Source organism: Pseudorhodobacter turbinis, from assembly GCF_005234135.1.
In the GTDB taxonomy this organism is placed as follows: Bacteria; Pseudomonadota; Alphaproteobacteria; order Rhodobacterales; family Rhodobacteraceae; genus Pseudorhodobacter; species Pseudorhodobacter turbinis.
On sequence record NZ_CP039964.1, the window covers coordinates 2,322,319 to 2,338,129 of the forward strand.

Genomic DNA, 15,811 nt, shown 5'->3' on the forward strand with positions numbered 1-15,811 from the left:
GGGTCGTCCGGCCCGCCACCCGACCACCAAGCGCTTTGACCGGCGGAAAAAGGAAACGGAAAATGAAATTGAAAACAGCAGCCCTTGTTGCAGGGGCGGCATTGGCCCTAGCGCCTTTGCCACTTTGGGCACAAACCGCAGAAGCGCCCGTCAATAACGCGTTTATCTTTAACACCTTGCTGTTCTTGATTGGCGGCTTTTTGGTATTCTGGATGGCCGCAGGCTTTGCCATGCTCGAAGCCGGACTGGTGCGTTCCAAGAATGTGGCCATGCAGTTGACCAAAAACATCGTCCTCTTTGCGATTGCTGCGGTGATGTACTGGCTGGTTGGTTACAACCTGATGTACCCCGGCGACGGTTGGACCATTCCGGGCCTGATTGGTGCCTTTTCCACGACCTCGATCAAAGGGGATATTGCGGCGGATGCGTCCTATGCTGTCGGCTCGGATTTCTTCTTTCAGTTGATGTTCTGCGCGACCACGGCCTCTATCGTGTCGGGCACTTTGGCGGAACGTATCAAGCTGTGGCCCTTCCTTGCGTTTACGGTGATGCTGACGGGCGTATTCTACCCGATCGGTGCATCATGGCAGTGGGGCGGCGGCTGGCTGTCGGAGGCAGGGTTCAGTGACTTTGCAGGCTCCACCTTGGTGCATGCTGCGGGCGGGTTTGCCGCACTGACCGGCGCGCTGATCCTTGGGCCACGTTTGGGCAAATTCGGCAAGGACGGTCATGTGACCGCGATGCCGGGCAACAATCTTGCTCTTGCCACTTTAGGGACGTTTGTCCTGTGGTTGGGCTGGTTCGGGTTTAATGGCGCATCGCAGCTTGCACTGGGTACCGAGGCCGATGCGAATGCTGTTGCGATCATCTTTGCCAACACTAATATGGCTGCTGCCAGCGGGGCACTTGGTGCGCTGGCGCTGACCCAAGTTATCTATCGCCGCATCGATTTGACGATGGTGCTTAACGGGGCGCTGGCTGGTTTGGTCGCGATCACCGCAGGGCCGCTTGACCCGACGCTGTTTGGCGCATTGTGGATCGGTGCAACTGGCGGCTTGATTGCAGTCGTTGTTGTGCCGCTGCTGGACCGTCTGCGCATTGACGATGTGGTTGGTGCGATCCCGGTACACCTTGTTGCTGGCTTTTGGGGGACAATGGCGGTGCCGTTTTACACCGAAGGGACAAGCTTTGGCACGCAGCTTTTGGGCTTTGCCGCGGTTGGTGGCTTTATGATTGTTGCATCAGGTTTGATGTGGACGTTCTTGAAAGTCACCATCGGTCTGCGTCCAAGTGCCGAGGATGAGGTTCTTGGCCTCGACAAGGCAGAGCTTGGGATCGAAGCCTACGGCCACAGCCGGTAACGGCCAAAACCGTTAGCGTCTTCCCCTAAATGGTCGATCCAGACATTTCCTAGGTCTGCCAGAAACCTCGCCGCATCCGGCGAGGTTTCAAACGTGAAACTGGTGTTGGACATCGGCGCAATTGACCAGTTCGGCAAAGGCCGCGCATCGAGAAACGGCTTTTCTGTTACTTCGTTATACAGGATCGTGCGGATGTTGACCGGTTCGGCAAAGACCAGCTCGGTGGCATTTGTCCCGTAAACTGCCGCGCGGGTGCTGCTGCGGTAATTATTGGTGGCGACCAGGAAATAAGCGTCCAAATCCAGAGGTTTGCCCTGATAATGCAGGTTCCGAATGCGGCGGGAGTGTGGGTTGATCAACTTGCCCTGCGCGCAATAGCGGGGGGGCTGTGAGGGATCGATCTGGTAGGTTACGCCATAGATGACGTCGAAACTGTAGGAGGGGAAGGCGTCATTCAGCAGCGGTTGGTCATGTTTGCCACGTGTAATATGGTTGAAAATTCCGGCGGACCGTTCGAGCCAGTCCAGAATATCCGCGCCACGCAATCGAAGGGCGCAGATGGTGTTGGGAAAACAGTAAAGATCTGACAGGTTGCGTTGGTGCAGCGGCCCCGGGGGGATATTGGTATAATTATCCGGGCCGCCCCACCCGCCGACCTTGAAAGGGGCCGCGGCCGAAAGTACCGGCAGGGATGAATGCGGCCCCTGTTTCATTTTCTGCGCAACGAAGCGTTGTTGCGCTTGGCAGATCAACTGCACCGATGTGCAATCCTTGACGAGCGCGAAATAGCTGTGGATCGGGGCCAATGTCTCGCCCACCGGATAGCGCATGTAATCCAGAGTCGCATCATGGTGATGCTGGACCGCGCGCAACACCCGGGGCGAGGATTCCACCAGGGCGATCCGTTTCCTGTCCGGAGTGGTCTTGGCGATGGTGCGGGTTGAGGACTGGCTGTCCAAGACCCGCCACCTGCCGTCCTTGCGTTCCAGAAACAGGTCGATCAGCCCCAGATGTGACCCCCAGAAACCGGCCATGACGGTTGGCGTGCCTTCCACTGTGCCACGCGCAAGATCTATCCCCTGCATGTTCGCGAATTGCTGTGAGGGGAAGACCATATGCGTATGCCCGGTGACAAGCGCATCCACCCCCGGCAGTCTGGCAAGCGGATAGGCCGCGTTTTCCATCCCGTCGGAGTGTGTGGCCTCGCCAATGCCGCTATGAGCCAGCACCACGACGAGATCGGCCCCTGCGGCTTTCATCTCGGGGATCAGGGCCGCAGCCGTCTCTACCATGTCGCGGGAAAAGATCTTGCCGCCGATCTGGGTTTCATCCCACGTCGTGATCTGTGGCGGCAACAAGCCCAGAATGCCGATGCGAATAGGATGGGGTTTGCCCTTTGTGTCCCGGATACGGCGGTCAAGCATGGCATAGGGCGGCAGCAAGCGCTTGTCTTCAAGCGGGGTATTCCCTCGCTCGATCAAGGTGTTGGCGCTGACAAAAGGGAACTGGCTGCGCCGGAGGGCGGCCATCATAAACGGCAGGCCAAAGTTGAATTCATGGTTGCCTAATGTCGCAGCATCATAGCGCATTGCGTTCATCGCGGCGATAACAGGGTGCAAATCACCATCGCGCAGCCCGCGATCATAGGCAACATAATCCCCCAAGGCGCTGCCTTGCAAAAAGTCGCCATTGTCGAGCAGGATGGAGTTGGAAACCTCTTTACGGGCGGCGGTGATCAGTGATGCAGTGCGTGCAAATCCCAAGGTGTCGATCGGGTGGTCATGGTCGTAATCGAATGGAAAAACATGGGCATGCAGGTCACCTGTTTGCATGATGCGCAAAGTGGCCTGTTCTCCGGTGATGCCGGTGCAGAGGGGGGTGGATGAGGTCAAGGCGGTCCCTTGGCGGTGACGGATTGAGTGATTAGCCTAACCACGGCGGACAAAATACGGGACTAAAACATTCTAGCGAGCCAACAGAAAAGATGCCACCACAAGTTGGCATTATGCAACATTTTTCGCATTTTGGTTGCATTGCTTGCAAGCCATTGTCGGAAATGTCCAAGAATACCTGTTGGGCGGTCGGCCGTGGTTCGAAAATTCGGCGTCCGGGCGATTGCACCGGGGCGGTCTGCGTGGCAACATCGGCGGCTCGACATATGCAAATAGACAGGACAGCTATGATCTCGCCGGACGTACTTACTTTTGCGGGCTCCGGCCTTGAGCGCTGTGCCGAACTGCGCCGTGATAGCGCCAAGATGGCGGAATTGTTGGCAAATGGCGGGCAGGTCCTGCCGATCTGGCGGGGCAAGCCCTTGGTGCAAAATGGCTGTGATCTGGGGTGGGTGCCGCATGGGCATCCGGCGCTGGCACATGGATCAGAGGCGCTTTTCCTTGGGCTGGATGATGGCATCGCACGCTTTGCGCAGGATATCTCGGATTGGTCGCCCGAAGCGGGGGCAGAGGCGGTGGAGGCGGGCTTCTTTGACGGCTCCACCCAGTTTCACCCCAGCCTGTCCGACGCCTACGCCTTTGTAGAACTGCGCGGCGTTATGGTCCAGCTTTCCGCGCGCAGCGCCGAGCTGGTTGCCACCGCCAAGGCCGTGTTGCACTGGCATCGCAGCCACCGTTTTTGTGCCGTTTGCGGTGCGCAATCCACGCCGGTAAACGCAGGCTGGCAGCGCGCTTGTCCTAAATGTGCCGCCCAGCATTTTCCACGCACGGATCCGGTTGTGATCATGTTGATCCAGCGCGGGAACAAGCTTTTAATGGGCCGCTCTCATGGGTGGCCAGAGGGGATGTATTCCTGCCTTGCGGGGTTCTTGGAGCCGGGAGAGGCCATTGAGGCCGCCGTGCGCCGCGAAGTGGCCGAAGAAACCGGCGTCAGCGTGGGGGATGTGCGCTATGTGACCAGCCAACCCTGGCCGTTTCCCGCCTCTTTGATGATGGGCTTTATCGGGGATGCCACCTCGGATAAGATCACCGTGGACCCGGAAGAGCTTGATGACGCGATCTGGATCACCCGCGAGGATATGCTGGAGGTGATGGCGGGCACGCATCCAACCATCAAACCGGCCCGGAAGGGTGCGATTGCCTATCATCTGATTGCAAGCTGGCTTGCCGGTCGGATCACGTGACATATCGCTGCAAATTTTAAGAAATCTACAGACATCATGCGCAAAATCATGCAGCCTGCGGGATAATCACCCTTGCCCGTCGCGGGTTAAACAATAGGACGCCCACTTGAAACTGACCGCTAAAGAAGACATTGACGCGCCGATTGGCTTTGTAAACGCGCTTTTGACCGATTTTGACAAGTGGGAAGGGCTGGCCCGCGACCGCGGCGCCGAGGCTGAGCGTCTGGACAGTCTTACGCAGCCCGGTGCGGGAATGATGTGGAAGCTGGGTTTCGACTTTCGCGGTAAAAGGCGGGCGGCGACGTTGAAGCTTTTGTCCCTGATGCCAGAGCAGGAGATGACGCTGGAGTGTATCGCAAAGCCTGGCAATGGTGTGACGAAGCTTGAAATGACAGCGATTGGCGAGACCCGCACGCGGCTTGTGATCTCGATGGAAATCAAACCCAATACGCTTGCCGCGCGGCTGTTCCTGCAAACGCTGCGTTTGGCCAAAGAAAAGGTCAACCAGCGTTTCAAGCAGCAACTGATCAAAGTCGCGGCGGGTATCGAGGATCGTTACCGCAAGCAGGCAAAACCCGTTTAATGCAGCTTGCGGTAAAACCGGCTAGTTGCGGCGCGGATCGGCGGGGTAGACGCCCAGAATATCACGCTGGGAGGTGAAGTAGCGCAGCTCATCCAGCGCGAGCATCACATTTGGATCTTCGGGATGGCCTTCGATATCGGCGTAAAACTCGGTCGCGGTAAAGGAGCCGCCAACCATATAGCTTTCCAGCTTGGTCATATTGACGCCATTGGTCGCAAACCCGCCCATCGCCTTGTAAAGTGCGGCCGGAATGTTGCGAACCCTAAAGGTGAAGGTCGTCATCATCTTTTCGGCGCGGCGCGAATGATCTGCCTCACGTGCCATCACCAAAAAGCGGGTGGTGTTGTTGGATTGATCCTCAATCCGCGAGGCCAGAACATCCAGCCCGTAAATCTCGCCGGCCAATTCTGAGGCGAGGGCGGCCAGTGACGGCTCTGCCTGTTCGGCCACGGCCTTGGCCGATCCCGCAGTATCCGCCCCCGTCACAGGTGCAATCGCATGGGATTTCAGGAAGTCGCGGCATTGGCCCAGCAAGACCGTATGGCTCATCGCGCGGGTGACATCATCCAGCTTTGTGCCCGGCAGCGCCAGCAAACTGATGTGCACGCGGACAAAGGCCTCGTCGATGATCCGCAAACCTGACCCGGGTAGCAGCGCATGGATATCGGCCACGCGCCCGTAGGTGGAATTTTCTACCGGCAGCATCGCCAGATCAACCTCGCCAGAGCGGCAGGCCTCGATTGCGTCCTCAAAGGTATGGTAGGGAACGGCTTCCATGTCCGGGCGGGCCTGACGGCATGCTTCGTGGGAATAGGCGCCCAGCTCCCCTTGAAAGGCGATACGTCCGGTCATTTTTGCAGTCTCCGTCAATAAAAGCGGCTCAAGGGTGGGTGTTGGTGCTACTATACCTTGAAAAGCGTCATGGGAAGCGGTTAGAAGCGCGTCAGGATAACGCTGATGCGGGGCGCGACATGTTCGACACGATGACAATGACAAAAGTGGTTGGGGCCGTTTGTGGCTCTCTCTTGGTGTTTATGCTTGGGGGCTGGGCTGCAAGCGCGCTTTACGCCACTGGTGGTGGCCACGGAGAGACGACGCAAGCCTATACCATCGATACCGGTTCGGATGAGGCCACTGAAACGGCCGAAGAGGGCCCGACATTTGAAGAGCTCTTTGCAAGCGCGGATGCCGGTTCGGGTGAAAGAGTGTTCGCCAAATGCAAAGCCTGTCACAAACTGGATGGCAGCGATGGCACTGGCCCGCATTTGAACGGTATTGTGGATCGCCAGAAAGCGGCCTCTGCCGGGTTTGGCTATTCCGACGTGCTGATGGGCATGGCCGATGAGGCATGGACCCCGGCAAATCTGGATGCATTCTTGACGAGCCCCAAGAAATACGCCCCCGGCACCAAGATGAGCTTTGCGGGTCTGCCCAAGCCGACCGACCGTGTGAACCTGATCGCGTGGCTTGCCACACAGCAGTGATCGCACTGAAAAGTGTTTGAATGGCCGCCCTTCGGGGCGGTCTTTTGCATTTTGCGTCGAATCTCACGCAATCGCAACTTGAGGCCGCAATAGCTCCGCTTTAGCATCGGGCCAGCCAAAGAGCGGCGGGATACCGGTGCTTTTGACCAAAACGGAGGGGCCGCGATGATTCGGACGATTATGGGCGCAACACGCAACGCGACACACTTGCCGCGGGCCGCGTTTATCGTGGCGCTTGCGGGATTTGCCGGGGTGGCCAAGGCCGAAGCGGTGATCACATCACATGGCATCTCTACCTTTGGGGAATTGCAATATCCGGCTGATTTTACGCACCTGTCCTATGTGAACCCCGATGCGCCCAAAGGGGGCGAGATATCGGAATGGACCTCGGGCGGGTTTGACAGCATGAACCCCTATTCGATCAAGGGGCGGGCGGCCGCGCTGTCCTCGGCGGCCTACGAATCAATTCTGGAGGCTCCGGATGATGAAATCGGTGCTGCCTATTGTCTGCTGTGTTCCAGCTTGGAATACCCTGAGGATCGCTCTTGGGTGATCTTCAACCTGCGCGATGATGTGCGTTTTTCCGATGGCACCCCGATGACGGCCGCGGATGTGGTTTTCTCTTATGAGGTGTTTCTGGCCAAAGGCTTGACGGATTTTCGCACCATCTTTGCCACCAAGGTCGAAAAGGTCGAGGCGCTTGATCCCCTGCGCGTGAAGTTCACCTTTAAACCCGACATCCCTACCCGCGATTTGCCGCAGGATGTTGGCGGTTTGCCGGTCCTGTCCAAAGCGCATTATGAGGCAAACGGGCTGGATCTGGCGGAAAGCAACCTGACGCCTTTCCTTGGGACGGGGGCCTATGTGCTGGACAAGATGCGGACGGGGGAATCGGTCACCTATGCGCGCAATCCTGATTATTGGGGGGCAGATCATCCGCTGCGCGTGGGCACCAATAATTTCGACAGCATCCGGATTGAATATTTCTCGGATTATGACGCGGCGTTTGAGGGGTTCAAAGGCGGCAGCTACACCTTCCGCAATGAGGCATCCTCGATCAAATGGGCGACGGGCTATGACTTCCCGGCGGTGCAAAACGGCGGTGTGATTAAGGCGGAGCTACCCTCGGGACAAAAATCCACGGGTCAGTCCTTTATCTTCAACCTGCGTCGCGAAAAGTTCCAAGATCCGCGTGTGCGTGAGGCCATCGGCCTGATGTTCAACTTTGAATGGTCCAATGACACGCTATTTTATGGGATTTATTCGCGCATCCCCTCCTATTGGGGCAACAGCTTTATGGAGGCAAAAGGCACCCCGTCCGAGGCCGAGGTTGCCTTGCTGCAGCCATTGGTGGACGAGGGGTTACTGGACCCCGCGATCCTGACGGATGAGGCGATTGTGCCGCCGGTATCGGGCGCGCGCCAGCTGGACCGTGGCAATCTGCGCAAGGCATCGAAACTGCTGGATGAGGCGGGCTGGGCCGTGGGGGATGACGGGATGCGCCGCAATGCCAAGGGCGACCTGCTGCGGATAGAGTTTCTGGAGGACAGTCCGACCTTTGACCGCGTGATCAACCCGTTCGTGGATAATCTGCGCAGCCTTGGCGTTGATGCGGTGCTGACCCGCGTGGAAAACGCCCAGATGGAAGACCGCACCCGCCCGCCGAAATTCGATTTCGACATCACCAACCATTTCAACCAGACCGGCTATCTTTCGGGGACCGAGCTGAAGCAATACTATGGGTCAGAAACGGCGGATGTGTCCTCTTTCAACGCGATGGGGCTGAAAAGCCCGGCGGTGGACCGGATGATTGATGTGGTGCTGGCCGCGAATACATTGGACAGCCTGACCACCGCGACAATGGCGCTGGATCGGGTGATGCGGGCGGAACGCTTCGGCATTCTCCAATGGTATAAGCCCACGCATACGGTCGCCTATTACAATATGTATGAGCACCCTGAAAACTTGCCGCCCTATGCGCTGGGCGAATTGACCTTCTGGTGGTACAACGCGGAAAAAGCGGCGGCGCTAAAGGCGTCAGGCGTGTTGAAATAATAATAATAAACGGCAGGTGAGCAGAACATGGGTGCCTATATCCTTCGGCGGGTGTTGCTGATTATTCCGACATTGATCGGGATTATGATCATCAACTTTGCCCTTGTGCAATTCGTTCCCGGCGGCCCGATCGAACAGGTTCTGGCGCGGCTTGATGGTGGCGGGGATGCGTTGCAAGGAATCGCTGGATCGGGCGATGCGGGTACCGAAAGTGCAGGCAGCAGCGAATACTTGGGTGCGCGCGGCCTGCCGCCGGAGTTTATCGCAGAGCTGGAAAAACAGTTCGGGTTCGACAAGCCCCCCTTGCAGCGTTTCCTTGATATGATGTGGAACTATGCGCGGTTCGACTTTGGCGAGAGCTATTTCCGGTCGATATCCGTGACCGATCTGGTGCTGGAGAAGATGCCGGTGTCCATCAGTCTGGGCCTTTGGTCCACGCTGATTGCCTATTTGATTTCGATCCCTTTGGGCATTCGCAAGGCGATGCGCGATGGCACGGCGTTTGATACTTGGACCTCGGGGGTGATTATCGTGGCCTATGCCATTCCGGGGTTCTTGTTCGCGATTTTGCTCTTGGTGCTTTTTGCGGGCGGATCTTACTGGAAGGTGTTCCCCCTGCGGGGCCTGACGTCCGAGGGGTTTGAGGACCTGTCGATGCTGGGCAAGGCGGGCGATTATCTGTGGCATATGACCTTGCCGATTGTGGCCTCGACCATCGCCAGTTTTGCCACACTGACCTTGCTGACCAAGAACAGCTTTCTGGATGAGATCGGCAAGCAATATGTGATGACGGCGCGCGCCAAAGGCCTCTCGGAAAGCGGGGTGCTTTATGGCCATGTGTTCCGCAATGCGATGCTGATCGTGATTGCTGGGTTTCCGGCGGCTTTTGTGTCGATCTTCTTTGGGCAAAGCCTGATTATCGAGACGATCTTTTCGCTCGACGGGTTGGGGCAGATGGGGTTCAAGGCCGTGGTCGAACGGGATTATCCGGTGATGTTCGGTACGCTTTATGCATTCGGGATCATGGGGCTTTTGGTCGGGATTGTGTCGGATATGATGTATGTCTGGATCGATCCGCGCATTGATTTTGAAGGGCGTGGCTGATGGCTTTTTCCCCGCTTAATCAACGCCGCTGGCGTAATTTCAAGGCCAACCGTCGGGCGTTCTGGTCGTTTTGGCTGTTGCTGCTGCTTTACGGCCTATCGCTGTTTGCCGAGGTTCTGGCCAATGACAAGCCGCTTCTGGTCAGCTATCAGGGTGAATTGCGCGCGCCGTTCATGCAGTTTTACCCCGAAACTGCCTTTGGCGGCGATTTCCGGACCGAGGCCAAATACCGCGATATTGAGGTGCGTTGCCTGATCCGTTCCGGGGGCGTAGAGATGTGCTTGGATGATCCCGATACCGCGATGGAAGCACTGGAGTCAGGCGCGCTTGAGGGCGCCACCCCCGGCTGGATCTTGTGGCCGCCGATCCCCTATAGCTTCAATACCATCAATAACATTGGCCGCGCGGCCCCCAGCCCGCCCGATGCCAACCACCTGTTGGGCACCGACGATACCGCGCGCGATGTAGCCGCGCGCGTGATTTATGGCTTCCGCCTGTCGGTGTCTTTTGCGCTGATCGTGACGCTTTTGACCTCGGTGATCGGGGTCGCGGCAGGGGCGGTGCAGGGCTATTTCGGCGGTTGGGTGGACCTGATTTTCCAGCGCGTGCTGGAGATATGGAGCTCTACCCCCAGCCTTTATATCATCATCATTGTCGCCGCGATCTGGCGGATGAATTTCTGGCTGTTGGTGGGGCTGATGGTGCTTTTCGGCTGGACCTCGCTCGTGGGGGTGGTGCGGGCCGAGTTTTTGCGCGCGCGTAACTTTGAATATGTGCGCGCGGCGCGTGCCCTTGGCGTGTCGGACCGGGTGATCATGTTCCGCCATGTGCTGCCCAATGCGATGGTTGCCACGCTCACCATGCTGCCCTTTATCATCACCGGTACCATCGGATCACTTGCGGTGCTGGATTTCCTCGGGTTTGGCCTGCCTGCATCGGCCCCGTCCTTGGGAGAGCTGACGTTGCAAGCCAAGCAAAACCTGCAAGCGCCCTGGCTGGCGTTTACCGCATTTTCGGTATTTGCGATCATGCTCTCGCTTTTGGTGTTCATCTTTGAGGGCGTGCGCGATGCCTTTGATCCGCGAAAGACTTTTCAATGAGCGATACAGTCCTTTCTGTTGAGAACCTGAACGTCGGCTTTCGTCAGGATGGCCGGGTTATTCGTGCCGTCAAAGGGGTGTCCTTTACCGTGGCCAAGGGCGAAACCGTGGCGCTGGTCGGCGAAAGCGGGTCGGGCAAATCGGTGACGGCGCTGTCGACTGTGGCATTGTTACCGGGCGCGGCCGAGGTTGAAGGCTCCATCCTGTATAACGGCACGCAGATGATTGGCGCCGATGAGGCCGAGCTGCGCCGTGTGCGTGGCAATGACATCAGCTTTATCTTTCAAGAGCCGATGACCAGCCTTAACCCCCTGCACACCATCGAAAAGCAGCTTGGTGAAAGCCTGTCTTTGCATCAGGGGCTTGATGGTGTGGCTGCGCGCGCGCGGATATTGGAGCTGTTGGAAAGGGTGGGCATCCGTGATGCCGAAAACCGTCTGGGCGCCTATCCGCATCAGCTTTCGGGCGGGCAGCGCCAGCGGGTGATGATCGCAATGGCGCTGGCAAACGGGCCGGAGTTGTTGATCGCGGATGAGCCGACGACCGCGCTGGATGTCACCATTCAGGCGCAGATCCTTGAGCTTCTGGCCGAATTGAAGCGTGCCGAGGGGTTGAGCATGTTGTTCATCACCCATGATCTTGGCATCGTGCGCCGCATCGCGGACCGCGTGTGCGTGATGCAGGGTGGCGAGATTGTGGAGCAAGGCCGCACCGCGGAAATCTTTGACAACCCGCAGCATCCTTATACCAAAACCCTGCTGGCGGCAGAGCCGAAGGGCCGCCCCGATGCCGCCCCGACCAAAGGCGCGCCGGTGGTGGAAACCGACAATCTGCGGGTCTGGTTCCCCATCCATCGCGGCTTTTTGCGCCGCACGGTTGGCCATGTAAAGGCGGTGAACGCGGCCAGTATTTCGGTCCGCGCCGGTGAGACTTTGGGCATTGTCGGCGAAAGCGGGTCTGGCAAAACGACGCTGGCCCTCGGCATCTTACGTCTGATCGCATCCGAGGGTCGCGTGGCCTTTATGGGCCGCGATATTCAGGGCCTGACGCCCAAGGAAATGCGACCCCTGCGCAGTGAAATGCAGGTGGTGTTCCAAGACCCTTATGGCAGCCTGTCCCCGCGTATGACGATCGAGCAGATCATCGCCGAGGGCTTGGGCGTTCACGGAACCGCCTCGGGCAAAAGCCACCGCGATATGGTCGCCGAGATCATGGGTGAGGTGGGCTTGGACCCTGCCATGATGGGCCGTTACCCGCATGAGTTTTCGGGCGGCCAGCGCCAGCGCGTGGCGATTGCCCGCGCGATGATCCTGCGCCCGAAACTGGTGCTTCTGGATGAGCCGACTTCGGCGCTGGATATGACGGTGCAGGTCCAGATCGTGGAACTGTTGCGCGATTTGCAGCGCAAACACGGGCTGGCCTATCTGTTCATCAGCCACGATTTGCGCGTGGTGCGCGCGCTGGCGCATCAGGTGATCGTGATGAAAGAGGGCGATGTGGTCGAGCAGGGGCCCGGCACCCAGATCTTTGACGCGCCGCAAACCGAGTACACGCGCGGGTTGATGGCGGCAGCCTTTGGGCGCGGCGCATGAAAATCCTCTTTGTTCATCAGAATTTTCCGGGGCAGTTCCTGCATCTTGCCCCGGCGCTGGCCGCGCGCGGGCATGATTGCCGCGCCCTGACCGATTTCAAGAATGACCGCAAAAGCCAGATCCCCGTTTTGCGGTATAAGCACAACACGCCGCCCCCTGACCCTGCCGCCACCCGGCTGGGCCGCAACTTTACCCAGATGTCGGATCGCGGGGTGTCGGCGGCCCGTGCTTGCCTGCAACTGCGCGACAAGCACGGCTATGTGCCGGATGTGATCGTTGGTCATTCCGGCTGGGGTGAGACGTTGTTTTTGAAAGAGATCTGGCCCGAGGCGAAGTTGATCGCCTATGCCGAGTTCTACTATCGCGGGGTGGGGCGGGATGTGGGGTTTGACCCGGAATTCAGCCGCTCCGGCTTTGATGCGGTAATGATGGCGCAATCGCGTGCGGCGCATCTGGGGCAATCCTTGCTGCATGCCGATGCCGCCCTTGCGCCGACAAAATGGCAGGCAAGCGCCTATCCCCCCGCCTTGCAGCCGATGATCAGGGTGATCTTTGACGGGGTGAACACGGATGTGATGGCCCCCAATTCGCAGGCCAGCCTGACCCTGCCCGATGGCCATACATTGCGCGCGGGCGATGAGGTGCTGACCTTTGTGAACCGCAACCTTGAACCTTACCGCGGCTATCACAGTTTTATGCGGGCCTTGCCCGATGTGATGGCCGCACGCCCCAAGGCGCAGGTGGTTTTGGTTGGCGGCGATGATGTCAGCTATGGGGCAGCTGCGCCCAAGGGGCAGACGTGGAAACAGATTTTTCTGGATGAGGTGGCGGACCACTTGGATATGGCCCGCGTGCATTTCCTTGGCAAAGTACCCTATCCCGATTTCGTATCGCTGATGCAGATTAGCCGGGTGCATGCTTACCTGACGTACCCTTTCGTGCTGTCGTGGTCGATGCTGGAGGCAATGTCGGCGGGGGCCTATGTCGTCGGCTCCAGATCCGCCCCAGTGGAAGAGCTGATCGAGGATGGCGTCAATGGCCGCTTGGTCGATTTCTTTGATATCAAGGCGTGGTCTGCGGCCCTGATCGAAGGTCTGGCCGAGCCGGAACGTTTCATGCCCCAGCGCCAAGCCGCGCGGCAGACGATCCTTGACGGCTACGACCTGCACGGCATCTGTTTGCCGCGCATGATCGATTTTGTCGAAAGCTTCGCGCCAAAACCGGCTTAAACCGCCGACGAATGTTGTGCTTTGGCATGGTCATAGGCGTCAAAGGCCCGCGCGATCAGCCGTGTTAGCGGGCGCGCACGGGGCGGGATTGTAAGCCCCTCGGCATCCAGATGCAGCATATCGCCGAAATGCGTGACGGCGCTTTGGAACATCTCTTCCAGCACCACGGGATCGGCGCCAAAATCGCGGATCAACTCGGCCCGGCTGACATGGAAGTCACACATCAAAGCCTCGATGATGCGGGCGCGCAGCAGGTCATCCCCGCCAAAGACATGGCCGCGGTGGATGGAAAAGCGCCCTTCGCGGATGGCTTTGGTATGGGCCGCCGTGGCGCTGGCATTTTGCGCGAACCCCTGCGGGAACCGCGAAATAGAGGATGCCCCCAGCCCGATCAACGCGGTCGCGGTATCATCGGTATAGCCTTGGAAATTCCGGCGCAGGGCACCCTTGTCTTGGGCAATCGCCAAGCCGTCGGTGGGGCGGGCAAAGTGATCGATGCCGACCTCGGCATAGCCGTCATCCACGAACATCTTGCGCGCGGTCTCAAACAGGGAAAGCCGCTCTTCCGGCGTCGGGATTTTGTCGGATGGGATCATTTGCTGGCGGCGGCTCATCCATGGCACATGGGCATAGCCGTAAAGCGCCACACGGTCCGGCGAGAGCGTCAGCAGCTTTTCCACCGAATCGGCAATGCGGTCATTGGTCTGATGCGGCAACCCGTAAAGGATATCGGCGTTCAGGCTTTTGACGCCACGGTCGCGGATCATATCCGCCACCTGTTTTGTCAGCTCATAACTTTGCTCGCGGCCAATGGTTTTCTGGATCTCGGGGTCGAAATCCTGCACCCCGATAGAGGCGCGGTTCATACCAGCCGCAGCCAGCGCATCAAGCCGCGCGGCGTCGATCTCATTAGGGTCGATTTCAACCGAAAATTCGCCCCCCTCGGCCAAGGGCACCACGTCAAAGACCTGATCGGCAAGGTTGCGCATCAGGTCGGGCATTAGCAGCGTCGGCGTGCCGCCCCCCCAATGCAGGCGCGACAGCGTGACACCGGGGGCAAGATGGCGGCGCAATAGTTTTATCTCGGCGGCGAGCATCTCGGCATAGGCGATGACCGGCGCATCCGAGGATGTGCCTTGCGTTCGGCAGGCACAAAACCAGCACAGGCGCCGACAAAACGGCACATGAATATAAAGCGATATCGAGGCCTTGGCGGGGATTGCCTCTATCCAGTTGGTAAAGGTTTCCGCCCCGACGCCCGGTGCAAAATGCGGAGCAGTCGGATAGCTGGTGTATCGCGGGACGCGCGCGTCAAATAGCCCAAGGCGCTTTAGCTCTGATTGTGTGTTCATATCCAATCCTTAGGCGTGTATGTAGGGGGTGGACCTTGACCTAAATCAATCGGAACACGGATATGCCGACGCCGGACACACATTCATTTGCCCACGATTGTGACGAATGCCCTATTCGTCACCGTGCGGTTTGCTCTCGGTGCGAGGGCAAGGAATTGGACCGTCTGGAAGAGATGAAATACTACCGCAGCTTTCAGGCCGGGCAGACGGTTATCTGGTCCGGTGACCGGATGGATTTCGTGGCCTCTGTGGTCAAGGGTATCGCAACCCTAAGCCAGACCATGGAAGATGGCCGTCGCCAGATGGTGGGCCTGTTGTTGCCTTCTGATTTTCTGGGCCGTCCGGGGCGCGATAATGCCGCCTATGATGTGACCGCGACGACGGATTTGGTGATGTGTTGTTTCCGCAAAAAACCGTTTGAGGAAATGATGCTACACACGCCACACATCGGGCAACGTTTGCTTGAGATGACGCTGGACGAGCTGGATTCAGCGCGCGAATGGATGCTGTTGTTGGGTCGCAAGACCGCACGTGAAAAGATCGCAAGCCTGCTTTCGATCATCGCGCGGCGTGATGCCAGTTTGATGTTGAAGCGCCCCTCGGGCCGAATTTCCTTTGACCTGCCGCTGACACGCGAAGAAATGGCCGATTATCTGGGCCTGACGCTGGAAACTGTTTCGCGGCAGATGACGGCGTTGCGCAAGGATGGGATTATCTCATTGGAAGGCAAGCGCCATGTGGTGATCGAGGATTTCGATGTGCTGCTGGAAGTGGCCGGTGACGATAATGACGGCGGCATGTTGTCGTAGACGCAG

13 protein-coding genes are annotated in these 15,811 nt (G+C 58.4%); 10 read left to right on the forward strand and 3 right to left on the reverse strand.

What is annotated here, in order from left to right; all coding sequences use genetic code 11:
• Nucleotides 1-62: 62 nt before the first annotated feature.
• Entirely contained in the window at nucleotides 63-1,361 is a 1,299-nt protein-coding gene (locus EOK75_RS11115; RefSeq protein WP_137194016.1) for an ammonium transporter family protein, read from the forward strand.
• On the opposite strand, the gene EOK75_RS11120 is transcribed toward EOK75_RS11115, so the two are convergent.
• Complete coding sequence (locus tag EOK75_RS11120; protein WP_137194017.1) at nucleotides 1,343-3,253, reverse strand: bifunctional 2',3'-cyclic-nucleotide 2'-phosphodiesterase/3'-nucleotidase; 1,911 nt, start codon at nucleotides 3,251-3,253, stop codon at nucleotides 1,343-1,345. The two genes, EOK75_RS11115 and EOK75_RS11120, sit on opposite strands and share 19 nt — an antisense overlap.
• 287 nt (nucleotides 3,254-3,540) lie before the next feature.
• Here EOK75_RS11120 and nudC point away from each other — a divergent pair, with 287 nt between their 5' ends.
• Entirely contained in the window at nucleotides 3,541-4,497 is a 957-nt protein-coding gene (nudC, locus tag EOK75_RS11125) for an NAD(+) diphosphatase (protein WP_137194018.1), read from the forward strand.
• A gap of 106 nt (nucleotides 4,498-4,603) precedes the next feature.
• Nucleotides 4,604-5,080: an SRPBCC family protein gene (locus EOK75_RS11130; RefSeq protein ID WP_137194019.1), complete on the forward strand. Its 477-nt coding sequence runs from the start codon at nucleotides 4,604-4,606 to the stop codon at nucleotides 5,078-5,080.
• Nucleotides 5,081-5,101: 21 nt separating this feature from the next.
• Here EOK75_RS11130 and EOK75_RS11135 read toward each other — a convergent pair whose 3' ends face one another.
• Nucleotides 5,102-5,932 (reverse strand): prephenate dehydratase, encoded by an 831-nt coding sequence (locus EOK75_RS11135; RefSeq protein WP_137194020.1) that lies wholly within the window; start codon nucleotides 5,930-5,932, stop codon nucleotides 5,102-5,104.
• A gap of 119 nt (nucleotides 5,933-6,051) precedes the next feature.
• Between EOK75_RS11135 and EOK75_RS11140 the strand changes: the two genes are divergently transcribed.
• The 6 genes from EOK75_RS11140 to EOK75_RS11165 all read left to right on the forward strand — a co-directional run bounded on the left by EOK75_RS11140 (nucleotide 6,052) and on the right by EOK75_RS11165 (nucleotide 13,644).
• Nucleotides 6,052-6,564: a c-type cytochrome gene (locus tag EOK75_RS11140; protein ID WP_137194377.1), complete on the forward strand. Its 513-nt coding sequence runs from the start codon at nucleotides 6,052-6,054 to the stop codon at nucleotides 6,562-6,564.
• A 165-nt stretch (nucleotides 6,565-6,729) separates the two neighbouring features.
• Nucleotides 6,730-8,619: an extracellular solute-binding protein gene (locus EOK75_RS11145; RefSeq protein ID WP_137194021.1), complete on the forward strand. Its 1,890-nt coding sequence runs from the start codon at nucleotides 6,730-6,732 to the stop codon at nucleotides 8,617-8,619.
• Between the two features lie 27 nt (nucleotides 8,620-8,646).
• Nucleotides 8,647-9,723: a microcin C ABC transporter permease YejB gene (locus EOK75_RS11150; RefSeq protein WP_137194022.1), complete on the forward strand. Its 1,077-nt coding sequence runs from the start codon at nucleotides 8,647-8,649 to the stop codon at nucleotides 9,721-9,723.
• Nucleotides 9,723-10,823, forward strand: coding sequence for an ABC transporter permease (locus tag EOK75_RS11155; protein WP_137194023.1), 1,101 nt, complete (start codon nucleotides 9,723-9,725; stop codon nucleotides 10,821-10,823). Before EOK75_RS11150 ends, EOK75_RS11155 begins: the two co-directional genes overlap by 1 nt.
• Complete coding sequence (locus EOK75_RS11160) at nucleotides 10,820-12,415, forward strand: ABC transporter ATP-binding protein (RefSeq protein ID WP_137194024.1); 1,596 nt, start codon at nucleotides 10,820-10,822, stop codon at nucleotides 12,413-12,415. Before EOK75_RS11155 ends, EOK75_RS11160 begins: the two co-directional genes overlap by 4 nt.
• Complete coding sequence (locus EOK75_RS11165; protein WP_137194025.1) at nucleotides 12,412-13,644, forward strand: glycosyltransferase; 1,233 nt, start codon at nucleotides 12,412-12,414, stop codon at nucleotides 13,642-13,644. The genes EOK75_RS11160 and EOK75_RS11165 overlap by 4 nt, the downstream gene beginning before the upstream one ends.
• Here the strand turns inward: EOK75_RS11165 and hemN are convergent.
• On the reverse strand, nucleotides 13,641-14,996 hold the full coding sequence (hemN, locus tag EOK75_RS11170) for an oxygen-independent coproporphyrinogen III oxidase (RefSeq protein WP_137194026.1): 1,356 nt from the start codon (nucleotides 14,994-14,996) through the stop codon (nucleotides 13,641-13,643). The genes EOK75_RS11165 and hemN overlap by 4 nt on opposite strands.
• 62 nt (nucleotides 14,997-15,058) lie before the next feature.
• On the opposite strand from hemN, the gene fnrL reads away from it, so the two are divergent.
• Nucleotides 15,059-15,805, forward strand: coding sequence for a transcriptional regulator FnrL (gene fnrL, locus EOK75_RS11175; RefSeq protein WP_137194027.1), 747 nt, complete (start codon nucleotides 15,059-15,061; stop codon nucleotides 15,803-15,805).
• The last annotated feature ends 6 nt before the right edge of the window (nucleotides 15,806-15,811 follow it).

What these genes read in the sequence shown, in the direction of transcription:
- EOK75_RS11115 (WP_137194016.1), top strand. Translation starts at nt 63, where the DNA reads ATGAAATTGAAAACAGCAGCCCTTGTTGCAGGGGCGGCATTGGCCCTA.
- nudC (WP_137194018.1), top strand. Translation starts at nt 3,541, where the DNA reads ATGATCTCGCCGGACGTACTTACTTTTGCGGGCTCCGGCCTTGAGCGC.
- EOK75_RS11135 (WP_137194020.1), bottom strand. Translation starts at nt 5,932, where the DNA reads ATGACCGGACGTATCGCCTTTCAAGGGGAGCTGGGCGCCTATTCCCAC.
- EOK75_RS11140 (WP_137194377.1), top strand. Translation starts at nt 6,052, where the DNA reads ATGTTCGACACGATGACAATGACAAAAGTGGTTGGGGCCGTTTGTGGC.
- EOK75_RS11145 (WP_137194021.1), top strand. Translation starts at nt 6,730, where the DNA reads ATGATTCGGACGATTATGGGCGCAACACGCAACGCGACACACTTGCCG.
- EOK75_RS11150 (WP_137194022.1), top strand. Translation starts at nt 8,647, where the DNA reads ATGGGTGCCTATATCCTTCGGCGGGTGTTGCTGATTATTCCGACATTG.
- EOK75_RS11155 (WP_137194023.1), top strand. Translation starts at nt 9,723, where the DNA reads ATGGCTTTTTCCCCGCTTAATCAACGCCGCTGGCGTAATTTCAAGGCC.
- EOK75_RS11160 (WP_137194024.1), top strand. Translation starts at nt 10,820, where the DNA reads ATGAGCGATACAGTCCTTTCTGTTGAGAACCTGAACGTCGGCTTTCGT.
- EOK75_RS11165 (WP_137194025.1), top strand. Translation starts at nt 12,412, where the DNA reads ATGAAAATCCTCTTTGTTCATCAGAATTTTCCGGGGCAGTTCCTGCAT.
- hemN (WP_137194026.1), bottom strand. Translation starts at nt 14,996, where the DNA reads ATGAACACACAATCAGAGCTAAAGCGCCTTGGGCTATTTGACGCGCGC.
- fnrL (WP_137194027.1), top strand. Translation starts at nt 15,059, where the DNA reads ATGCCGACGCCGGACACACATTCATTTGCCCACGATTGTGACGAATGC.